Source organism: Collinsella sp. LCP19S3_B11 (assembly GCF_052121915.1).
Lineage (GTDB): Bacteria > Actinomycetota > Coriobacteriia > Coriobacteriales > Coriobacteriaceae > Collinsella.
The window spans coordinates 74169-95617 of the sequence record NZ_JBQKDI010000007.1; the positions used below are offsets into that span (position 1 = coordinate 74169).

Sequence of the window (21449 nt, forward strand, 5' to 3'; positions counted from 1 at the left end):
AATGTATATGTCTAAGCTGTATGCTCCGACGCTCAAAGAGGATCCGGCCGACGCTGAGCTTGCGAGCCATCGCCTGCTGCTCCGTGCCGGTATGATCCGCAAGGAGGCCGCCGGTCTCTATTCCTATCTGCCGCTCGCGTGGCGCTCGATTCGCAAGATTGAGAACATCGTGCGCGACGAGATGGACGCCGCCGGTGCCCAGGAGCTCATGATGCCCATCATGGTCGATGCCGAGCTGTGGCGTGAGTCCGGCCGTATCGATGCCTATGGCAAGGAGCTCGTGCGCTTTGATGACCGCCACGGCCGCGAGTTCGTGCTCGGCCCCACGCACGAGGAGACCGTGACTGCCCTGGTGCGCAACGAGCTGCGTTCATACAAGCAACTGCCGGTGAATCTCTATCACATCCAGGACAAGTTCCGCGACGAGTTCCGTCCCCGCTTTGGCCTGATGCGCGGTCGCGAGTTCATCATGAAAGACGCCTACAGCTTTTCTGCCACGCAGGAGAGCCTGCAGGAGGAGTATGACAAGATGAAGCAGGCCTACGCCAATATCTGCGAGCGCTGCTACATTAAGGCCCTGCCCGTCGTCGCCGATTCCGGCGAGATCGGTGGCGACACCTCCGTCGAGTTCATGGCGCTGGCAGAGGCCGGCGAGGCTTCGCTGGTCTACTGCGACGATTGTGGCTTTGCTGCCGATGACGAGGCGGCAAGCACCAAGGTCGTTGTGACCGAGGGCCCCGGCGACGGCACACTCACCAAGGTCGAGACTCCGGGTATGGGCACCATCGAGGCCGTCGCCAAGTTCTTCGGCTTCCCCGAGAACGGTACGCGCAAGTCGCTGGCTCTCATCGACGCCGAGGGCAAGCCGGTTGTGGCCATCGTTCCGGGCGATCATGAGCTCAACGACTGCAAGGCCGAGCATGTCTTTGGCAAGGGCTATCGCATGATGACCGACGAGGAGCTCCAGACCTACGGTCTGCATAAGGGCTTTATCGGACCGGTTAACCTGCCCGAGGGCATTCGTCTGGTCTGCGACGAGAGCCTGCGCGAGTCCAAGCAGTGGGCCTGCGGTGCCAACGAAGTCGACTATCACTTTACCGGTGCCTGCCCCGAGCGCGACTTTACCGTCGACGAGTGGGCCGACCTGGTTACCGTCGTTGCCGGCGACCCTTGCCCGCACTGCGGCAAGCCGCTCTCCGCTGCTCGCGGCATCGAGGTTTCCCAGGTCTTCCAGCTGGGCACCAAGTACTCCGAGGCCATGGGTGCCACCTTTATGGACGAGGACGGCAAGGAGAAGCCGCTTATCATGGGTTGCTACGGCGTGGGCGTTTCCCGCTCGCTCGCTGCCGTCGTGGAGCAGCACAACGACGAGCACGGTATCGTTTGGCCGGTCTCCGTTGCCCCGTACGAGGTTGCGGTGATTCCGCTCGACCCCAAGAAGGAGGAGTGCGCTTCTGTTTGCGATCAAATCGTCGAGGGTCTGTGCGCCGAGGGTATCGAGGTTGTCGTAGACGACCGTGACGAGCGTCCCGGCTTTAAGTTTGCCGACAACGACCTTATGGGCTTCCCTTATCAGGTGGTGCTCGGCAAGCGCGGCCTTAAGAACGGCACCGTCGAGCTCAAGGATCGTGCTACGGGCGAGCGCGAGGATGTGGCGATCGATGAGATTGTCGCCAAGGTCGCTGAGCTTGTGAAAGCAGCCCGTCGTTAATCGAGCCCGCTGCGTTTAGTGCACTTGTTAAGCGGCCCTGCGTCTCTCGAGGTAGAGATGCAGGGCCGCTTTTGCGTCTAAGGGACATTTGTTGCTAAAAGGAAAACCCCGCAGCCCATGCGAGCTGTGGGGTTTTCCTTTGTGCCTCCGATGCGAAATAAATCGCTCAGATATTACTGATAATCGACGACGTCGATCCAGTTCTTAAGGAACTCATCGTTCACGTTGCGCTTACGAGCGAGCTCGGAAGCGGCGACGATGCTCGTCCACTGACGCACGACCTGCATGGGCATGTCGGCACGATCGCAGTAGAGCTCCAGGTAGGCCTCGGCCTGGTCCTTGCTGTTGAGGGCAAAGAGCAGGTAGGTGGTGGCAACGTCGGCAGCAGGGGAGCCCTGGGTGGCGTGTGCCCAGTCGCAGACGTACAGCTGGCCGTCGTCGCCAACGATGACGTTGGAGGGGTTGAAGTCGCCGTGGCAGACCTTGAACTCCTTGGTCATGCCGTCCAGACGCTCCTGAAGGTTGTAGCGCGTGGTGGCATTGAGCTGATCGAGGCTGTCGATCATGCGGGCGAACTTGTCGCGCTGACGGTTGAGTAGCGGGGAGGTGTAGCCGTGGATCTCGATCTGGAGGTCGACGAACATCTCGAGGTACTCACCAAAGCGCTGGGGCTCGGCAGTCATCTTCTCGGCAAGGGTGGTGCCCGGAACCTTCTCGGTCACGAGCGCCCAGCCGTTGGCGTTCTCGAGCTGAGAAACCTCGAGAGCCTTGGGGCTGCGGATGCCGCACTCATTGATGCGGGCAAGATTCAAAGCCTCGTTGAACACGTCGGAGACGGGCTTGGTCTCGTTAAAGACCTTGACGATCTTGTCGCCCAGGTCGTAAACGACTTTGTTGCCGCGACGGACGAGCTCGGTCTTGGATTCGGGGAGCAGCATGATTGCATCCTTTCAACGATGCGATAGAAGCAGCGGCGGGGGCGTGCGTGCGCCCGTTCACCCCCGCCGAAATAACCGTGCTAAAAACTAGCAGACGGCGTAGTCCTGGGGCTCGCGGCCATAGTAGGCGTCCAGGTAGAGCTCCTTGATCTCGCTCATGAGCGGGTAGCGCGGGTTAGCGCCGGTGCACTGGTCGTTGAATGCCTGCTCGGTCATCTCGTCGAGGGTGTCGAGGAAGTACTGCTCGTCAACACCGTAGTCGGCGATGGTCTTCTTGACACCGATGAAGTCCTTGAGCTCCTCGAGCTTCGTGATGAAGTTCTCGAAGACCTCCTTGTCGTCCTTGCCCTCGATGCCGCAGTACTTGGCCATCTCGGCGTAGTTGTGCAGCGCGTTGGGGTAAGGATACTGGGAGAACGTGCCCATCTTGACGGGGGCCTCGGCGGCGTTGTAGCGCATGACGCGAGTCAGGATGATGGCGTTGGCGATGCCGTGGGGCAGGTGATGGAAGGCACCGAGCTTGTGGGCCATGGAGTGGTTGAGGCCCAGGAAGGCGTTGGCGAAGGCCATACCGGCCATGCAGGAGGCGTTGTGCATCTCCTCGCGGGCATGCGGGTCCTTGGCGCCGTTTTCGAAGCTGGAGGGCAGGTTCTCGAAGACGAGCTTGGCAGCGCGCTCGGAGAGGCCCTTGGTGTAGTCGGAGGCCATGATGGAGACATAGGACTCGATGGCGTGGGTCATGACGTCGATGCCGGAGGCAGCGGTCAGGCCGCGCGGGGCGGTCATGCAGTTGTCGGCGTCAACGATAGCCATGTTGGGGAGCAGCGCGTAGTCGGCGAGCGGCCACTTGATGCCGGTCTCCTTGTCGGTGATGATGGCGAACGGCGTGCACTCGGAACCGGTGCCCGAAGAGGTCGGGACGGCGACGAAGTAGGCCTTCTTGCCCATCTCGGGGAAGGTGAAGATACGCTTGCGGATGTCCATGAAGTCCATGGCCATGTCCTCAAACTTGCACTCGGGGTGCTCGTACATCATCCACATGATCTTGCCGGCGTCCATAGCGGAGCCACCGCCGACGGCGATGATGACGTCCGGCTCAAAGAGAGCCATCTGCTTGGCGCCGCGACGTGCGCACTGCAGCGACGGATCGGGCTCGACGTCGTAGAAGCAGTCGTGGGCGATGCCCATCTCGTCGAGCTTGGCCTCGATGGCGCGGGTGTTGCCATTCTTGAAGAGGAACTGGTCGGTGACGATAAAGGCGCGCTTCTTGCCCATGACGCTGCCCAGCTCGTCGAGAGCGACGGGCGTGGAACCCTTCTTGAAGTAGACCTTCTCGGGAGCGCGGAACCACAGCATGTTCTCACGGCGCTCGGCCACAGTCTTAACGTTGATCAAGTGCTTCACCCCAACGTTCTCGGAGACGGAGTTGCCGCCCCAGGAGCCGCAGCCCAGGGTCAGAGACGGCTTCATGCCAAAGTTGTACAGGTCACCGATGCCGCCGTGCGAGGACGGGGTGTTGATGACGATACGGCAGGCCTTCATGACATGCTCGAACAGGCTGATCTTATCGGCCTGGGCGGGATGCACGTACAGAGAGGCGGTGTGGCCCGGGCCACCGGCGAGTACCAGGTGCTCGGCCTTGTCGACGGCCTCCTGGAAGTCCTTGGCGTGATACATGGCCAGGACAGGGGAGAGCTTCTCGTGGGAGAACTCCTCCTTGGCGGGGTCGGTGGAGGTGACCTCGGCGATCAGGATCTTGGTCTTGGCGGGAACCTCGATACCGGCGAGTTCGGCGATCTTGGCGGCAGCCATGCCGGGGATGCGGTGATCGAGAGCGCCGTTCTTGAACATGGCGCCGCGCAGGGCCTCCATCTCGGCACCCTGCTTGACGAAGTAGCAGCCGCGCTTCTGGAATTCGGCCTTAACCTGGTCATAGATGGTGTCGATGACGGTCACGGACTGCTCGGAAGCGCAGATCATGCCGTTGTCGAAGGTCTTGGAGTGGATGATGGAGTTGACGGCGAGCAGCACGTCGGCGGTGTCGTCGATGACGACCGGGGTGTTACCGGCGCCAACGCCCAGGGCGGGCTTGCCCGAGGAGTAGGCGGCCTTGACCATGCCCGGGCCACCGGTGGCGAGGATGATGTCGACATCGCGCATGACCATGTTGGTCAGCTCGATGGAGGGGACATCGACCCAGCCGATGATGCCCTCGGGGGCGCCGGCCTTGACGGCGGCGTCAAGCACGAGCTTGGCGGCGGCGATGGTGCACTTGGCGGCAGCCGGGTGCGGGGAGATGATGATGGCGTTGCGGGTCTTCAGGCTGATCAGCGTCTTGAAGATCGCGGTGGAGGTGGGGTTGGTCGTCGGGATGACGGCGCCCACGATGCCGATGGGCTCAGCGATCTTGGTGATGCCGTAGGCCTCGTCGCGCTCAATGACACCACAGGTCTTGGTGTTCTTGTAAGCGTTGTAGATGTACTCTGCGGCGTAGTGGTTCTTGATGACCTTGTCCTCAAGAACGCCGCGACCGGTCTCCTCGATGGCCATCTTCGCCAGCGGGATACGAGCCTTGTTGGCGGCCATGGCGGCCTCGTAGAAGATCTTGTCGACCTGCTCCTGCGTGTACGTAGCAAAAAGCGCCTGGGCCTCTCGCATCTGAGCGAGCTTAGCCTCAAGCGCCTCTACGTTGTCCACAATTGCGGGAGTAGTGTTTTCCGGTGACTTTTTCACCATTTGTGTCTCCTTGCGATCGGAGATTTACCCTACGTGTTGCATGATAGCAAGAAATTATTCGGCGAACGGTAAGATTCCCGTAAAAGGCACACTAAAACGCTTCAACTAGCTGAAGCGTTTTAATTAAAAATATCGCCTGGCATCGGCCCGCTCATTGGGGACAGACTTATATGAGTGCTTTCACTCATTTGGGACAGATATCGTTTTGCCATTGAGCTGTTCTGGACCTGTTATGGCAGTGCAGCTGCTCGATTATATTCATCTCAATCCCGTGAAAGGTACGCTCGACTCGCTCGAGGCGTACCGTTGGTCAAGCTTCAAGGCATATCAGCTGGGCTACGATCCCTTTGACATTTGCGATGCGGCCCCTATGCTCGATATTGTCGGAGGCTCCCGTTGCTATTGCGAACATCTCAAGGAAGTTGCCGGCCGCATCTGGTCGGTGGAGGTTCTTCCACGCCGTCGGATCCCCGATGAGGAGGCCCTTTCCGTTGCGCGCGAAGTCCTGCCGAGCATAGATCCTACGCTGCTTAAGGCCCTGCCACGCCCCGAACGCGATGCCTGCCTGCTGAGGCTCAGGCAGGCACATCTCACGGTCAAGCAAATTGCCCGTATCACCGGTATCGGCGCTACAAGTGTGACCAAGGCCACTGCAGGCTGGAAGGAAGCTGCGTGAGGCAGGGGCCGGAGCTAGTCGGGGCGCCGCAGACACGCATCATGTCTGTCCCCAATGAGTGAAAACACCCATGTAAGTCTGTCCCCAATGAGTGCAAAAAGGCGCCCTCCACAAGAGAGGACGCCTTTGGTAAGTTCTATGTGAACGCGAGGTCTTTGACCCGGAGAGTCCGAGGTACTTGTTGGTAAGACCTTATTTAGGAGCGCGCAACCTTGCCAGACTTAAGGCAGGTGGAGCAAACGTTCATCTTGCGACGGTGACCATCGACGACGACGTAGACGCGCTGGATGTTGGGGCGGAACTTACGGTTGGTGACGCGGTGAGAGTGGCTGATGGAGCGACCGGCAACGGGGTGCTTACCGCAAACTTCGCAAACTTTGGACATAACTGACCCTCCTTGGGCGACAAACGAACATGTCGCGTTAACAAACAAGCCTGAACTATAGCACAGAAGCAGCTCCCTGTGCGTAATCTACACAGAGATATTTCTCTTATGGCGATAGTGCCCACGCTACGGCCCTGGACGTAGATCCGATTTGCGTGTAGCAGAGGGGATTATGCCAGCTCGCATCGACGTTTTCAAGCTTGTCCCGCAAATATATATAGGTTTATGGAGCGTTGAGTCCGTTTGCGGATTGCTCCGTATTAATGCTCGCAATTAAGCTCGGGGTTGGCTACACTATCTCTTGACCATTAAAGGGGTACGAGATACCCACATGGATTTATATTGCTGCCATAGAGCAGTCCTTCCTGTGGGTGTCTGGTCCGCTTTGAGCGGTCGGGCATCTATTTTTTTGACTGTATCAGCAGTCAAGACATGTGAGGAAGGAGATCGATGGGCACGACTTCCCCCAAGGCGGTCATCATGGACGAGACCGCCGTCAACCGAGCGATGACCCGCATCGCGCACGAGATTCTCGAGCGCAACGAGGGCTGTGAAGACCTCGCTCTGGTCGGCATCGTCACGCGCGGCGACCTTCTGGCAAAGAAGCTCGCCGAGGCGATCAAGGAGATCGAGGGTGTTGACGTTCCGCTCGGCAGCCTGGACATCAGCTTCTATCGCGATGACTATGCGACTAACTTCGCTCCCGCGATCCACGCTACCAACATTCCCTTCAGCGTCGACGGCAAGCGCGTTGTTTTGGTGGACGACATCCTGTACACGGGTCGCACCATCCGCGCCGCTCTGGACGCCGTTATGGACCTGGGCCGTCCGAGCCGCATCGAGCTGGCTGTTCTCGTTGACCGCGGTCACCGCGAGCTCCCTATCTCGCCGGACTTTGTCGGCAAGAACGTTCCCTCGTCGCACGAGGAGAGCGTGCACCTATATATGAAGGAAGTCGACGGCCGTACCGCTGTCGAGATCAACGACGTCGCGCCGGGTTCCCACGTGGGCTCCGCGCCGCTGGGAGGTGAGTAGTACCGTGGCGTTCAATCATAAGCACCTGATCGACATTACCGAGTACTCCGAAGAGGACATCAAGCTCATCCTCGAGACCGCCAAGGCGTTCTCCGAGGTCAACGAGCGTGCCATCAAGAAGGTCCCCACGCTCAAGGGCAAGACCATCGTCAATATGTTCAACGAGCCCTCGACGCGTACCCGCAGCTCCTTCGAGCTCGCCGAGAAGCGTCTTTCGGCCGACAGCCTCAACTTTGGCGGCTCCTCGACCTCCACGGTCAAGGGCGAGAGCCTCGTCGATACTGTCGAGACGCTCAACGCCTACAAGATCGACTGCATCGTCGTGCGCGACAAACATGCCGGTGCTCCCTACATCGTCACGCAGAATTCGCCTGCGAGTGTTATCTGCGCCGGTGACGGTAAGCACAACCACCCCACGCAGGCTCTGCTCGACCTGTACACAATCTGGGAGCGCAAGGGTGACTTCCATGGTCTGAAAGTCGCCGTCGTCGGCGACATCGCCCACTCCCGCGTCTGCGGCTCTCTGATCCCCGCGTTGAAGATCATGGGCTGCGAGACCTACGCCGTCGCCCCCGGCACGCTGCTGCCGCCGGCGCCCGAGGTTCTGGGCTGCGACCACGTGACGAGCGACCTCGATTCCGTCCTGCCCGAGCTGGACGTCGTCTACATGCTGCGCGTACAGCAGGAGCGCCTCGAGGGTGCCCCGTTCCCGACCATTCGCGAGTACCATAAGCTCTTCGGCCTGACCAAGGACCGTGAGAAGCTCATGAAGCCCGACGCGATCATTTGCCACCCGGGCCCCATCAACCGCGGCGTCGAGTTCGACTCCTATATGGCCGACCACCCGCAACGCTCCGTCATCCTGGAGCAGGTCTACGCCGGTATCTGCGTGCGTATGGCTATCCTGTATCTGCTGCTTGGAGGTGCCGATAATGGCCTTGCTTCTTAAGAATGCCCACGTCGTCGATCCGTCCGTCGAGCTTGACGGTGTCGTTGACGTCCTGATCGACGGCGACAAGATCGCCGAGGTCGGCGAGAACCTCGCCGCCGAGGGAGCCGAGGTCCGCGACCTTTCCGGTAAGTACCTTGTCCCTGGCCTGGTGGACATGCACGTCCACCTGCGCGAGCCCGGCTACGAGGTCAAAGAGGACATCGAGAGCGGCACCCGCGCAGCTGCCAAGGGCGGCTTCACTGGCGTGTGCGCCATGCCCAACACCGACCCCGTTACCGATAACGGTACCGTTGTTGAGTTCATCAAGTCCCGCGCTGCCGAGGTCGGCCACTGCCGCGTCTATCCTTCTGGCGCCATGACCCGCGGTCTTAAGGGCGAGGCTATGTCCGAGATGGGCGATATGGTCGCCCACGGCGCCGTCGCCTTCACCGACGACGGTCGCGGCGTGCAGGGTGCAGGCATGCTCCGTCGCTGCATGGATTACGGCAAGATGTTCGGCAAGGTCTTCATGAGCCATTGCCAGGACGAGGACCTGGTCGGCCACGGCCAGATCAACGAGGGCAAGGTTTCGACTCGTCTGGCCCTCGAGGGCTGGCCGGCTGCCGGCGAGGAGCTCCAGATCGCCCGCGACATCGAGATCGCAAAACTGACCGGTGCCAAGCTGCACATCCAGCACATCTCCACCGCCCATGGCCTGGAGCTCGTGCGTGCCGGCAAGGCCGCTGGCGTTCAGGTTACCTGCGAGGCCACCCCGCATCACATGTTCCTGACCGAGAACGACCTGGACGAGACCTACAACACCTCGCTCAAGGTTAACCCGCCGCTGCGTACCGACGAGGATGCCGAGGCCATCCGCCAGGGTGTCATCGACGGCACCGTCGACGTCATCGTCACCGATCACGCTCCCCACACGCCGTGGGAGAAAGCCCGTGAGTTCGAGCTCGCGCCCTTTGGCATGATCGGCCTCGAGACCTCGCTGTCGCTCGTGCTCACCGAGCTGGTCAACACGGGCAAGATGGGTATGGGCCGCATGGTCGAGCTCATGGCTATTAAGCCGCGTGAGATCCTGGGCCTCGACCAGGTTCAGGTCAAGGCGGGCTCTGTTGCCGACCTGACCGTCTTCGACGCGTCTGTCACCTGGACGGTCGGCGAGGACGGTTACGAGTCGCGCGCCGAGAACTCCGGTTTTGCCGGCCGCACGCTCACCGGTCGTGCCACCGATGTGTTTGTCGGCGGTAAACAGACGCTTGCCGACGGCTGCATCTGCTAGCATAGCCTTATCGCTTTTGCGCGCGGTGCCCTTGCGGTGCCGCGCTTTCTGTTCGTTTGGTCCATGCAACTGCATGGGGGATTGGAGCGTCTATGCCCACACCTTCCACTGCACGCGTGCACGACTTCGAGGTCGTCTCGAACCAGGAGATCGCCGACGGCATCTTCTCGCTCGTTATTTCGGCCCCCAAGCTTGCAAGTGCGCTCAAGCCCGGTCAGTTTGTGAACATCGCCGTGCCCGGCGATGCCTCTTCGCTGCTTCGCGTGCCCTTGAGCTTCTATCGCTCTGACGCCGAGGCCGGTACCGTCGAGCTGTGGTACGCCGTCGTGGGCGACGACACCCGTCGTCTGTCGCAGATGGGCCCCGGCTCCAAGTCCAACCTGTTGGGCCCTGGCGGCCGCGGCTGGCTGGTACCCGAGGGCACCAGGAAGGCGCTGCTCGTGGCGGGCGGCATCGGTGTTCCGCCCGTGCTGTGCCTCGCTGGCATGCTTGCCGAGCAGGGCGTGGCCGTTGACGTGTGCCTGGGTTTTGGCACCGCGTCCAAGGTCGTGGGCGTCGATGAGTTCCGCGCGCTGGGAGCCACGGTCAACGTGTGCACCGACGACGGCTCGTTGGGTACGCACGGCTTATGCACCGATCCTGCCGCTGAGCTGCTCGGCAAGGGCGGTTACGACTACGTCGCCAGCTGTGGTCCCGCCGTTATGATGAAGAAAGTCGCCGCCGCTGCCGCCGAGGCCGGCGCGTACTGCGAGGTGTCGCTCGAGCGCATGATGAGCTGCGGCTTTGGTGCCTGCAACACCTGCAATGTCGAGACGGTCGACGGTATGAAGGGCGCCTGCATGTGCGGCCCCGTGTTTGATGCTTCCAAGGTGGTGGTCTTCTAGTGGGTACCGTGAACATGTCCGTCGATTTCGGCGGTGTCAAGATGCAGAACCCCATCAACACCGCAGCCGGTACCTTTGGCTACGGTTGGCAGTTCCAGAACTTCTTTGATGTCTCCCAGCTGGGTGCCATCACCACCAAGGGTTGCGCTGCCGAGCCCTGGCCCGGTAATCCCGCACCCCGCATGGCCGAGATCCCCGGCGGCATGATCAATTCCGTGGGCCTGCAGAACCCCGGTGTGGCCGCTTTCGCCCGCGAGTCCGGTCCGTGGCTCGAGCAGCTCTCCAAGGACGGTTGCCAGGTCATCTGCCAAGTTGCCGGTCACTCCGTTGATGAGTTCGTGCGCGCGCTCGAGATGTATGTCGAGCTGTGCCCCTGGGCTGCCGGCTATGAGATCAACGTGAGCTGCCCCAACATTGCCGCCGGCGGTGCCGCCATGGGCTCCACGCCCGAGGGCGCCTCTTCCGTTATGGCTGCCTGCCGCAAGGTGACCGATAAGCCGCTGTTCGTTAAGATGGCTCCGGTCAACGTCGCCGAGATCGCCCGCGCCCTCGAGGCTGCCGGCGCCGACGGCCTTTCGGTCATCAACTCCATCCAGGGCATGGCCATTGACGTGCACACCCGCAAGTCCCGTGTGGCCAAGCCCAAGGGCGGCCTTTCGGGCCCGCTGTGCCACCACATCGCCGTGCGCATGGTCTGGGAGGTCGCCCAGGCCGTCGATATCCCCATCAACGGTGTCGGCGGTGTCATGACCGGCGAGGATGCGGCCGAGTTTATCCTGGCCGGCGCCACCTGCGTGTCGGTCGGCATGGCCAACTTCGTCGACCCGTGTGCTTCGCTTAAGATCGCGCACGAGCTCGAGGCCTGGGCGGAGTCCCAGGGCGTAAAGGACATCAACGAGCTGGTAGGTGCGTTCGAATGCTAGAGACCGATGCCCGCGACCGTGTTATCGTCGCCCTCGACTGCGACCGTGAGCGCGCACTCGAGCTCGCCCACGAGCTTTCGGGCCATGCCGCCTGGCTCAAGGTGGGCATGACGCTCTATTACGCCGAGGGTCCCGAGATCGTCAAGACGTTCAAGGATTTGGGCTTTAAGGTCTTCCTCGACCTCAAGTTCCATGACATTCCGCATCAGGTGCGCGGTGCCGCTCGCTCGGCCTCGCTTGCCGGTGCCGACCTGCTCTCGGTCCACGGCTTGGGTTCGGGCGCCATGCTCGCTGCCTGCCGCGAGGGTGCCGAGGAGGCGCGCGAGGACCGCGCCAAGCTCGTCGCCATCACCGTACTTACGAGCATGAATCAGGACGCGCTGGCGGAGATCGGCGTCGAGTCGCCCGTGGCCGAGGAGGCCGCTCGCCTGGCAAAGCTCGCTCAGGCCAACGGCATCGACGGTATCGTGTGCTCGCCTATGGAGGCTCACGACATGCGTGAGCTGCTCGGCCCCGCCGCGCTGATCGTGACTCCGGGTGTGCGTCCGGTGGGTGCCGCCCTGGGCGATCAATCCCGTGTGGCGACACCTTCCCAGGCTATCGAGCGCGGTGCGAGCCACATCGTGGTGGGCCGTCCTATTACCGGCTCCGACGATCCGGTTGCGGCCTTTGACGCCATCGTCGCCGAGCTGGTCGAAAACGTCGCGTAAAAGATTCCCTCAAGTCATCACTTTTGGGTCTTATTAGCACAAATTAGCCCTTGTGCCTGCGAAAACTTTCCCATCCTTTGTGTGGAATCACAGGTCAGGGGCTCAACTTTGACCTCCGTATATTGCACTTTTCGCAGGTATCGTCTAACCTATGGAGCCGTCGATTGGGCATTTAGTGCGTTTGACGTGCTAAAATGCCAATTATTGCATCAGATATAACCCAACTATTTGGAGGTTCGAATGGCACTCCCTCAGCTTACCGACGAGCAGCGTAAGCAGGCTCTTGAGAAGGCTGCCGCCGCACGTCACGCCCGCGCTGAGCTTCGCGAGCAGATCAAGAAGGGCGAGAAGTCCCTTGAGTCCGTGCTCAACTCCGATGACCCCATCGCTTCCCGCATGAAGGTTTCCACCCTCATCGAGTCTCTGCCCGGTTATGGCAAGGCCAAGGCCGCCAAGATCATGGAGGAGCTCGGCATCTCCGCTACCCGTCGCGTCCAGGGCCTCGGCGTCCGTCAGCGCGAGCAGCTCCTCGAGCAGCTGACCAAATAAGTGAGCGCTCAGGATTCAAAGCTCTTTGTGATTTCTGGACCGTCAGGTGCAGGCAAGGGCACGCTCGTCACTCGTGTGCGCGAGCGCCGCTCGAACCTGGGCCTGACGGTTTCGGCTACCACGCGAGCGCCACGTAAAGGTGAGGTCGACGGCGTCAACTACTTTTTCCTGACGCGCGAGGAGTTCGACCGCCGCGTGGCAAACGGTGAGTTTGTTGAGTGGGCCGAGGTCCACGGTAACTGCTACGGCACGTTGGTGAGCGAGGTCGCATCCAAGCTCGCCTCTGGCTCGTCTCTGATCTTGGAGATTGACGTCCAGGGTGCCCTGCAGGTCAAGGAGCGTTTCCCCGAGGCCGTGTTGATCTTTATCAAGCCGCCTTCGCTTGAGGTGTTACGCGATCGCCTGGTCGGTCGCGGTACCGAGACGCCCGAGACGATCGAGCTGCGCATGGCAAACGCCGCCGATGAACTTGCCCTTGCCGACCGCTACGACGACGTCGTGGTGAATGACGATCTCGACCGCGCGACCGATGAGCTCGTTCGCGTTCTCGATATGCATGAAAGGATCTGAGGTCCGTGTCCGTTGTAAAGCCTTGTATTGACGATCTTCTGGAGAAGACCGATCACAACCGCTTCCTGCTCGCCTCGCTTGCCTCCAAGCGCGCCTGCGACATTAACAGCATGCTGCGCGGCCAGCACAACCGCGTGCTTGCCGTTCAGGATGTCGATGACATTACCATTGGCCTCTCCGGCGCCGATACCATCTCGATGGCTATGGACGAGATTGTCGACGGCGATATCTCCTACGACGAGGCTCGTTACAAGAAGGCGCTCGGCCACAAGGTTGCTGAAGCCTAAATGGCAGCTCGCGTCTGCCTGGTCCACTATCACGAGGTTGGACTGAAGGGCAAGAACCGCGCACATTTTGAGCATATCCTCATGGATAACATCAAGGCGGCCTTGGCCGCCTTTTCCGTGAATGCCGTGTCTCGAATTTCCGGTTATATCCTCGTGACCTTTAACGAGCATCAGGCCGACGAGGCGGCGCGTGTCATTCGCACCGTCCCCGGCGTTGCCCGCGTGTCCCTGGCATATCACACCAACCGCGACCCGCAGGAGTACTGCGCCGCCGCCGTGAAGGCGCTGCGCGAGTTTGGTCCTTTTGATTCGTTTAAGGTGCATGCCAAACGCTCTAACACCGACTACGAGCTCACCTCGATTGATATCAATCGTCAGGTTGGCGAGGTACTGTGCGAGGCCTTCCCCGATAAAAAGGTCCAGATGCACGACCCCGACGCGATGGTGCACGTACTGGTGGTCCAGGGTAGCGTTTACGTGTATGCGCGCTCCGAGCGCGGCGTGGGCGGTCTGCCGGTGGGTTCCGCCGGCAAGGTTGTGACGCTCCTGTCGTCGGGCATCGATTCTCCGGTGGCGACCTGGATGCTCGCGCGTCGCGGCGCGGTGTGCGTGCCGGTACATTTCTCCGGTCGTCCGCAGACACCCGATACGAGCGAGTATTTGGTGCAGGACATTATCCGTGCGCTTGCGCCGGGCGTCCAGATTGGCCGCCTGTACGTGGTGCCGTTTGGCGATTGCCAGCGTGAGATTTCCGTCACCTGCCCCAGCAACCTGCGCGTGATCATGTATCGCCGCATTATGTATTCGGTTGCCGAGCGCATTGCGCATATCGAGGGCGCCAAGGCTATCGTGACCGGTGAATCGCTCGGTCAGGTTGCCTCCCAGACGCTCGAGAACATTATGGCCGTCAACGAGGCCGTCAAGATCCCCGTGTTCCGCCCGCTGATCGGTTCGGACAAGCAGGAGATCATCGCGCGTGCCGAGGAAATCGGTACCTTCGATATCTCGACCGAGGCTGCTCCCGATTGCTGTACGCTCTTTATGCCGCGCCGCCCCGAGACGCACGCAAAACTCGATGCCGTGCATGAGGCGTGGGAGCTGTTCGATCACGAGGAGATGATTGAGCGCTTGCTCAAACAGACCGAGTACATCGACTTCGAGAGCAACACGTACAAGGCCCCTAAGACCTTAAAACGTAAACATCCTCAGCTTGCTCCACGTGAGATTTACCAAGATCACGAATAATGTTGTGTATAGACCGGCGGTGCATTTGCATCGTCGGTCTCAATCTATCTGGGCATTAGGCGATAAACGGTTCATTTGTCGACGTGTATCTGAATAAATGGACACTATCCTGCAAGGTTTGGGTCAGCTTTTGGTTTGACTTCGATAACCGGTGTGGGCGTGCGGAGGCTACGGCGCTCGTTTCCTGACACGATGGTGTTGGGAGGTGTTTGCTATGGCGCAACGCGAGCAACACGAACGGGTTAAACGGATGGACCGCTGGGCAGAAAAGCTGCTCGGCCATAAGGCGATGGTCTTGGCGATTCTGATTGTCATTGCCGCCGCGAGCGGCTTGGCGATGGCAAGTTTTGGTAGCCGCTCCAGCGGCGTGTCGTTTGAGCGTGGTGATGAGGCGGGCGCCTCGGATGTGCGCGGAGCCGGGGATGGGTTACCTGGTGATGCCGATGAGTCGTCTGCCAAGAGTTCTTCTGCTGCTGAGGTGTACGTCGATGTCGATGGCGCCGTTGCGAGGCCTGGCGTGTACCGGCTCAAAGACGGAGCGCGGGTGTCCCAAGCGATCGATGCCGCCGGAGGGCTTACGGCTGAGGCGGATGTGACAGGGCTTAATCGTGCGTCCAAGATCACAGATGGTCAAAAAATCTATGTTCCGATGGTGGGGGAGCAACAAGCGGCTGCGGCGGTCGGCGGGGTCGATAGCGGTGCTGCCATGACTGTTGGTGCGGGGTCTTCGTCGGGGCTTGTGAATATCAATACGGCAAGTGCGGCGGAACTGCAGACGCTTTCGGGCATCGGGCCTTCTACGGCCCAGTCGATTATCGATGAGCGGACTCAAAACGGGGCCTTTGCCTCGGTCGATGACCTCATGCGCGTATCGGGGATCGGTGAGAAAAAGCTCGCCAAAATTAAAGATTGCATCTGCGTATGAGTGTGTCCGAGTGCGAGCATGTGATGCCGCCGCGGCCCCTGATGCCGTGGACGATGGCCCTTTGTTCTGGCTTGTGTGCGAGCTGCGGCCTGGTGCTTAACGTGGCAGCCGATTTGCTGCTGGGAGAGCGGGCAGCGCCCGTCACATTGCTTATGGCCATTCCCGTTGCGGCTGCCGCGTGCATCGTATTGGCTCGGTTTTGTATGCGTCTTGTGAGGTGGAGGCGATGGCTGTATGCCGCGTCCCTCGGCCTCCTGGCGGGAGCGGTCGTGTCCGCGGGTTGGGCGATAGGGGCGCTGCGTGCTTCGACGGCACTGGATAATCGAGCTGCGAGCAGTCTCGAGTTTGTTGTACAGGGTGACCCATCCATCAATGACGGGACGTACTCCTATACCTGTGATTCATATGCGGGCGAAAAGCGCTTGGGCGAGATACGGCTGTCGTGTGATCGTGAGCTCAGCGCCGGTTCGCGTGTGCATGTTGTCGGTCGAATGTCGCGTTTTGAGAATGATGCGTATGGGCGCTCACGCGTGCTTCGGGGTGAGCTTCGAAAAGTTAAGGTCATCCGGTTGGTATCGGTTGGCGAAGGCTTTCCGGGGCCGTTGCCCTGGCTGCGAAACGAGCTCCTTGCCGTTATCGCGCCCGAGACCGATCCGGCGCGTTCGCTCATTGCCGGCGTTGTCTGCGGACGCTCCTCCGAGCTGCGTGCCCAGCCGGCGGGCGATTTGTTTTCGGTAACGGGCACCGCACATCTTATCGCCGTCTCGGGCAGCCATCTTGCCATCGTTGGGTTTGTGATTGAGAGCGCCCTGCAAAAGACTCGCCTCTCTCGTGGGCTGCAGAGAGGGCTGTTGGTGCTGGCCCTCGCTGCCTATGCCGTCTTTACGGGCGCTTCGCCCTCGGCCGTGCGCGCGTGCTGTATGGTGGCGGTGACGCTTATCGTCAACGGCGCCGGACGTCGTCGGCATGGCCTTTCGGCTCTATTTTTGACCATGACAATCTTTATGTTGCTGCGGCCGACAGTATTGTTCGAGATGGGTTTTCAGCTATCGTGCGCCAGTGTTTTTGCCATCCTTTGTTTTTGCCCCTACGCTACCTACGCCTTGGGCGAGCTGGGCGTGCCATCGGGGGTTGCCAGTATTTTGTCCGTCACGCTGTGCTCGCAGATCGCGACACTTCCCGTAACCATTCCCGCATTTGGGATGTTTTCGCTCATTGCCCCGCTTGCAAATGCCGTGATCGGTCCGGTGATAAGCGTGCTGCTCGCATCTTCGGTTGTGCTGGTGCCTTGCTCGCTTGTGCCGCTCTTGCGTCACGGGGCGCTTGTGGTGCCCATGGCTATCGCTCGCTGTGCCCTGTTCTTTGAGCAGCTCTTTGCTGCCGTTCCGGGCGCATCCGTAAGCGTGCCGCCCGATACGCCCTTGGTATACGTGGTGCCTTTTTCGCTGGTGGTCCTCTTGGTCTTGTGGCCACGCCCCCGCGCGCGGCCCATGGCGGTGGGGCTGCTGTGTTTGATGCTTGCGGCGGGCGTTCCGTATGTCTATTGGGATCGATGTGCGCCGCCTTCGGTGACAGTCCTTGATGTTGGCCAGGCCGATGCGATTCTTGTTCGTCAGGGTGGCGCCGTGGCGCTCGTCGACTGTGGGCTCGACGCGCGCGTGGTGTCGGCGTTGGTTCGCAATAACGTCCACCATATCGACGCCGTCTTCGTGACACATTGGGATGAAGACCATTGGGGCGGTCTTCCCGACGTACTCGATCGGTTTTCGGTTGGAAGCATTGCGGTTGCGGCGGATGCGCTGGGCAGCGCGCCTGCTGAGGTTCTGAATCGCTCAAGCGTCACGTATCGGCAGGTGGCTCGCGGAGACACAGTCGATATCGGCGAATTTCGGGCTCGTGTGATGTGGCCGTTTGATACGGTTGACGGTGAGGGCAATGAGGACTCGCTTGTCTTGCTGCTCTCCTATGCTCAGGAAGGCAAAAGCCTGCGTATGCTCCTCACTGGTGATGCCGAGCTCGATCAGGAGCGCGAGTTTGTACAGGAGGTGGGTGATATCGATGTGCTTAAGCTGGGGCATCACGGCTCAAAAGATTCTGTCGATACAGACCTTCTGGAAACCCTTAAGCCCGAGCTCTCTATTGCGAGCGCGGGCGAGGGCAACCGCTACGGCCATCCATCCGATGCCTGCATCGATGCCGTTAGCGATGCGGGCGGCGCGTTCGCATGCACTATCGAGAGAGGCGACATTACCGTCTCGCCGACTGCGGCCGGTTTTGCCATGCGATGTCAGCGACCGTGATGCTGCCGTTGGCGCGGGACCAACCCGTGGGATAGAATGGCACGGTACGAACAGGAGAGCCTGCGGGAGGGGAGCGCGATGTCTGAAACCGGTCTGCTGCCGGCATATCTGATCGTCGGTACCGACGGAGTCAAGCGCGACCACGCCGTCTCGCGTATGAAAGCACGTCTGGAAAAGTCGGGTATGGTCGAGTTCAACCTCGACGAGCGCGACATGACCAAGGACCCCGATATCGAGTCCATTATCGGATCGCTCAACACTTTTCCCATGGGCAGCGAGTTTCGCTTGGTAATCCTTGACGGCTGCTCAAAGCTCGCCAAGGCGGTCTCGGAGCCGCTTGTCGAGTATTTAGCGAGTCCAAGCCCCACAACGGTCTGTCTCATCATCGCCGACTCGCTTGCCAAGAACACGCGCCTGTATAAGGCGATCGCCAAGATCGACAAGAAGGCCGTGATCGATTGCTCCGGCACCAAGCGCTGGGAGCTACCGCGCCGCGTGCAGCAGATGGCGACGCAGCGCGGTAAGTCGATCTCGACGGCGGCCGCCGAGGAACTCGTCTCGCGTTCGGGTGAAAACACTCGCATGCTCGATAACGACTTGGCCAAGCTTGCCCAGATGGTCGATGCGCCGCAAATTGAGCTTGCCGATGTGGAACGCTGGATCGTGCGCACGGCCGAAGTTCAGCCCTGGGATTTTCTCAACGCGGTCTCGGCTCGTGATATGCGCCGCTCGCTTGAGCTCTTTGGGCTGCTACCCGCCAAGAGCTATGTGTGGACCTACACGCTGCTGTGCGGACGCATTCGCGAGCTTATCGTCGCCAAGGCGCTCGATGCGCGTGGGCAGGGTCGCGAGCTTGCCGCGACGCTCAAGCTTCAACCCTGGCAGGTTAAGAATCACCTGACCTGGGCACGCCGCTTTTCGATGGCGGAGCTCGTCGCGGCGCTCGAGGGCGCGGTCGATGTTGAGCTCGCTCTTAAGGGTTCGGCCGATTCTCAGAACGCGCTTTTGCTCTGGATTACGAACATCTTGAGAAAATCGTGATGATACCTGTCTATTTGACAAATTCGTTCTATCCCTTTGAGGGGGAGCGTGCTATAGTAGGCGCTTGCATGACCTCACCGTGTCTCAGAGGTGTCATACATTTTTTGCAAGGAACTCGAAAGGAACTCCAGAAGTGGCAAACATCAAGTCTCAGAAGAAGCGTATCCGCACCAATGAGGCAGCTCGCATGCGTAACAAGGCTGTCAAGTCCGAGCTCAAGACGCTGACCAAGCATGTCCAGTCCGCCGTCGCCGAGGGCGACGCCGAGAAGGCCCAGGCTGCCCTCAAGACCGTCACCAAGCGTCTCGACATGGCTGCGGCCAAGCATGTTATCCACAAGAACCAGGCTTCCAACCGCAAGTCCGGTCTTGCCAAGCTCGTGAACAGCATCAACGCCTAAGTTGTAAATTTCACACCACACAGATTACGCGCATAAATGGAGCCTGTTTTATGGAACAGGCTCCATTTTTTGTACCGCTCGGGTAAGATAGTCCGCATGAATACTTCAATTGACATTTCCCACATCCGCAACTTCTCGATCGTTGCGCACATCGACCATGGCAAGTCCACGATCAGTGATCGCATCCTCGAGCTCACCCATACCGTCGACGAGCGCGACATGGAATCGCAGCTGCTCGACACCATGGATATCGAGCGCGAGCGCGGCATCACGATCAAGTCCAATGCCGTTCGCGTTTCCTATGACGCCGACGATGGCGAGACGTATCAGTTCAACCTGATCGATACTCCGGGCCACGTGGACTTCACCTACGAGGTCTCGCGTTCGCTTGCCGCTTGCGAGGGTGCGGTGCTCGTCGTCGACGCCACGCAGGGCGTCGAGGCGCAGACCGTCTCCAACGCGACGCTCGCCATGAACGCCAACCTGGATATCGTGCCCGCTATCAACAAGATCGACCTGCCGTCGGCACACCCCGACGAGGTTAAGACCGAGATCGAGGATGACCTTGCGATTCCTGCCGACGATGCCGTGTGCGTATCGGGCAAGACCGGCGAGGGCATCCATGATCTGCTTGAGTCCATCGTCTTTTTGATCTCACCGCCCAAGGGCGATGCGACGGCGCCGCTCAAGGCGCTCATCCTGGATTCGTATTTTGACGAGTACCGCGGTGTCGTCGCCACGGTCCGCGTCTTTGACGGCTCCATCAAGAAGGGCGATACCCTGCGCATGATGCAGGCCGAGGGCGACTTTTTGGTCGATGGTGTGGGCGTCAAGCGTCCCGCCGAGACTCCGGTCGACGCGCTGACGGTCGGTGAGGTGGGCTACGTGGTCACGGGCCTGAAGGACCCTGAGGCCGTTCGCGTGGGCGACACCCTCACGTGGGCGTCGAATCCCTGCCCTGAGCCGCTTCCCGGTTACCGTGAGGCCAAGCCCATGGTCTATACGGGCTTGTTTCCGATCGACAACAAGGATTATGAGAACCTGCGCGACGCCCTCGATAAGCTGCATGTCAACGACCCGTCGTTGGTGTGGGAGCCCGAGACCTCGGTGGCGCTCGGCTTTGGCTTCCGCGTTGGCTTCTTGGGCCTGCTGCATATGGAGGTCGTCAAGGAGCGCCTGGAGCGTGAGTTCAACCTGGACCTCATCGCCACGAGCCCTTCGGTGGACTACCACGTCTACAAGACCGACGGCGAGATGATTGATGTCCGCAGCCCGCAGGATCTGCCCGAGGCTACGCGCATCGAGCGCATTGAGGAGCCCTACCTCAAGGCCAAGATTATCTGCCCGCCCGAGTATACGGGAGCCGTCATGCAGCTCGCTATCGAGCACCGCGGCATTACGACCGACATGATCCACCTCACGAGCAAATCGGTCGAGATGCGCTTCGACATGCCGCTCGCCGAACTCATCCTGGACTTCTTTGACCAGCTCAAGAGCCGCACCAAGGGCTATGCGTCGCTCGATTATGAGTTCAACGAGTATCGTCCCTCCGAGCTCGTCAAGCTCGATATCCTGCTTTCGGGCGACGAGGTGGACGCGCTTTCGTTTATCGTGCACAAGGACAAGGCCTATGGCCTGGCCCGCGGGTTGTGCGACAAGCTTAAGGAAATTATTCCGCGCCAGCTGTTCGAGGTGCCCATTCAGGGTGCCATCGGCAACAAGATCATTGCCCGCTCGACCGTCAAGGCGCGCCGCAAGGACGTTTTGGCCAAGTGTTATGGCGGTGATATCTCGCGTAAGCGCAAGCTGCTCGAGAAGCAGAAAGAGGGCAAGAAGCACATGAAGGCCATCGGTTCGGTCGAGGTCCCGCAAGAGGCCTTTATGGCGATCCTCAAGGTGGACGAGTAGTTCC

General features: G+C 60.4%; 20 protein-coding genes. 17 read left to right on the forward strand and 3 right to left on the reverse strand.

Translation table 11 applies throughout. The features are described 5' to 3' along the window. Nucleotide 1: 1 nt before the first annotated feature. A complete protein-coding gene (locus tag ACTQV4_RS05520; RefSeq protein WP_441569469.1) occupies nucleotides 2-1711 on the forward strand; it encodes a proline--tRNA ligase in 1710 nt (569 codons plus the stop codon). A gap of 173 nt (nucleotides 1712-1884) precedes the next feature. On the opposite strand, the gene ACTQV4_RS05525 is transcribed toward ACTQV4_RS05520, so the two are convergent. Continuing rightward, complete coding sequence (locus tag ACTQV4_RS05525) at nucleotides 1885-2649, reverse strand: aminoglycoside phosphotransferase family protein (RefSeq protein ID WP_154516259.1); 765 nt, start codon at nucleotides 2647-2649, stop codon at nucleotides 1885-1887. An 87-nt stretch (nucleotides 2650-2736) separates the two neighbouring features. After that, on the reverse strand, nucleotides 2737-5385 hold the full coding sequence (gene adhE / locus ACTQV4_RS05530) for a bifunctional acetaldehyde-CoA/alcohol dehydrogenase (RefSeq protein WP_427795671.1): 2649 nt from the start codon (nucleotides 5383-5385) through the stop codon (nucleotides 2737-2739). A gap of 232 nt (nucleotides 5386-5617) precedes the next feature. Here adhE and ACTQV4_RS05535 point away from each other — a divergent pair, with 232 nt between their 5' ends. Then, complete coding sequence (locus ACTQV4_RS05535) at nucleotides 5618-6061, forward strand: hypothetical protein (protein WP_441569456.1); 444 nt, start codon at nucleotides 5618-5620, stop codon at nucleotides 6059-6061. 196 nt (nucleotides 6062-6257) lie between these two features. On the opposite strand, the gene rpmB is transcribed toward ACTQV4_RS05535, so the two are convergent. Next, nucleotides 6258-6446: a 50S ribosomal protein L28 gene (gene rpmB / locus ACTQV4_RS05540; protein ID WP_022094725.1), complete on the reverse strand. Its 189-nt coding sequence runs from the start codon at nucleotides 6444-6446 to the stop codon at nucleotides 6258-6260. A 450-nt stretch (nucleotides 6447-6896) separates the two neighbouring features. On the opposite strand from rpmB, the gene pyrR reads away from it, so the two are divergent. The 15 genes from pyrR to lepA all read left to right on the forward strand — a co-directional run bounded on the left by pyrR (nucleotide 6897) and on the right by lepA (nucleotide 21445). Continuing rightward, nucleotides 6897-7481: a bifunctional pyr operon transcriptional regulator/uracil phosphoribosyltransferase PyrR gene (pyrR, locus tag ACTQV4_RS05545; protein ID WP_441559138.1), complete on the forward strand. Its 585-nt coding sequence runs from the start codon at nucleotides 6897-6899 to the stop codon at nucleotides 7479-7481. 4 nt (nucleotides 7482-7485) lie between these two features. Continuing rightward, nucleotides 7486-8430 carry an aspartate carbamoyltransferase catalytic subunit gene (locus tag ACTQV4_RS05550; RefSeq protein ID WP_441569457.1) on the forward strand — a complete coding sequence of 315 codons (945 nt, stop codon included), beginning with the start codon at nucleotides 7486-7488 and terminating at the stop codon, nucleotides 8428-8430. Next, nucleotides 8414-9703 carry a dihydroorotase gene (locus ACTQV4_RS05555; protein ID WP_427717534.1) on the forward strand — a complete coding sequence of 430 codons (1290 nt, stop codon included), beginning with the start codon at nucleotides 8414-8416 and terminating at the stop codon, nucleotides 9701-9703. Before ACTQV4_RS05550 ends, ACTQV4_RS05555 begins: the two co-directional genes overlap by 17 nt. A 92-nt stretch (nucleotides 9704-9795) precedes the next feature. Then, nucleotides 9796-10587, forward strand: coding sequence for a dihydroorotate dehydrogenase electron transfer subunit (locus tag ACTQV4_RS05560; RefSeq protein WP_441540757.1), 792 nt, complete (start codon nucleotides 9796-9798; stop codon nucleotides 10585-10587). Nucleotides 10588-10601: 14 nt separating this feature from the next. Continuing rightward, entirely contained in the window at nucleotides 10602-11510 is a 909-nt protein-coding gene (locus tag ACTQV4_RS05565) for a dihydroorotate dehydrogenase (RefSeq protein ID WP_427717595.1), read from the forward strand. Further along, nucleotides 11504-12220, forward strand: a complete 717-nt coding sequence (pyrF, locus tag ACTQV4_RS05570; RefSeq protein ID WP_441540758.1) for an orotidine-5'-phosphate decarboxylase — start codon at nucleotides 11504-11506, stop codon at nucleotides 12218-12220. The genes ACTQV4_RS05565 and pyrF overlap by 7 nt, the downstream gene beginning before the upstream one ends. Before the next feature lie 240 nt (nucleotides 12221-12460). Continuing rightward, nucleotides 12461-12769, forward strand: coding sequence for an integration host factor, actinobacterial type (gene mihF / locus ACTQV4_RS05575; RefSeq protein ID WP_006236130.1), 309 nt, complete (start codon nucleotides 12461-12463; stop codon nucleotides 12767-12769). Further along, nucleotides 12770-13339 (forward strand): guanylate kinase, encoded by a 570-nt coding sequence (gene gmk / locus ACTQV4_RS05580; protein ID WP_370450596.1) that lies wholly within the window; start codon nucleotides 12770-12772, stop codon nucleotides 13337-13339. 5 nt (nucleotides 13340-13344) lie between these two features. Continuing rightward, nucleotides 13345-13626: a DNA-directed RNA polymerase subunit omega gene (locus tag ACTQV4_RS05585; protein WP_370450597.1), complete on the forward strand. Its 282-nt coding sequence runs from the start codon at nucleotides 13345-13347 to the stop codon at nucleotides 13624-13626. After that, nucleotides 13627-14871, forward strand: coding sequence for a tRNA uracil 4-sulfurtransferase ThiI (thiI, locus tag ACTQV4_RS05590; RefSeq protein ID WP_427794782.1), 1245 nt, complete (start codon nucleotides 13627-13629; stop codon nucleotides 14869-14871). 214 nt (nucleotides 14872-15085) lie between these two features. Beyond that, on the forward strand, nucleotides 15086-15796 hold the full coding sequence (locus tag ACTQV4_RS05595) for a helix-hairpin-helix domain-containing protein (RefSeq protein WP_441569458.1): 711 nt from the start codon (nucleotides 15086-15088) through the stop codon (nucleotides 15794-15796). Continuing rightward, nucleotides 15793-18096 (forward strand): DNA internalization-related competence protein ComEC/Rec2, encoded by a 2304-nt coding sequence (locus ACTQV4_RS05600; protein ID WP_441569459.1) that lies wholly within the window; start codon nucleotides 15793-15795, stop codon nucleotides 18094-18096. The genes ACTQV4_RS05595 and ACTQV4_RS05600 overlap by 4 nt, the downstream gene beginning before the upstream one ends. A gap of 78 nt (nucleotides 18097-18174) precedes the next feature. Then, entirely contained in the window at nucleotides 18175-19137 is a 963-nt protein-coding gene (holA, locus tag ACTQV4_RS05605) for a DNA polymerase III subunit delta (RefSeq protein ID WP_441569460.1), read from the forward strand. 133 nt (nucleotides 19138-19270) lie between these two features. After that, complete coding sequence (gene rpsT, locus ACTQV4_RS05610) at nucleotides 19271-19537, forward strand: 30S ribosomal protein S20 (RefSeq protein WP_022094714.1); 267 nt, start codon at nucleotides 19271-19273, stop codon at nucleotides 19535-19537. Between the two features lie 96 nt (nucleotides 19538-19633). Continuing rightward, a complete protein-coding gene (gene lepA / locus ACTQV4_RS05615) occupies nucleotides 19634-21445 on the forward strand; it encodes a translation elongation factor 4 (RefSeq protein ID WP_441569461.1) in 1812 nt (603 codons plus the stop codon). The last annotated feature ends 4 nt before the right edge of the window (nucleotides 21446-21449 follow it).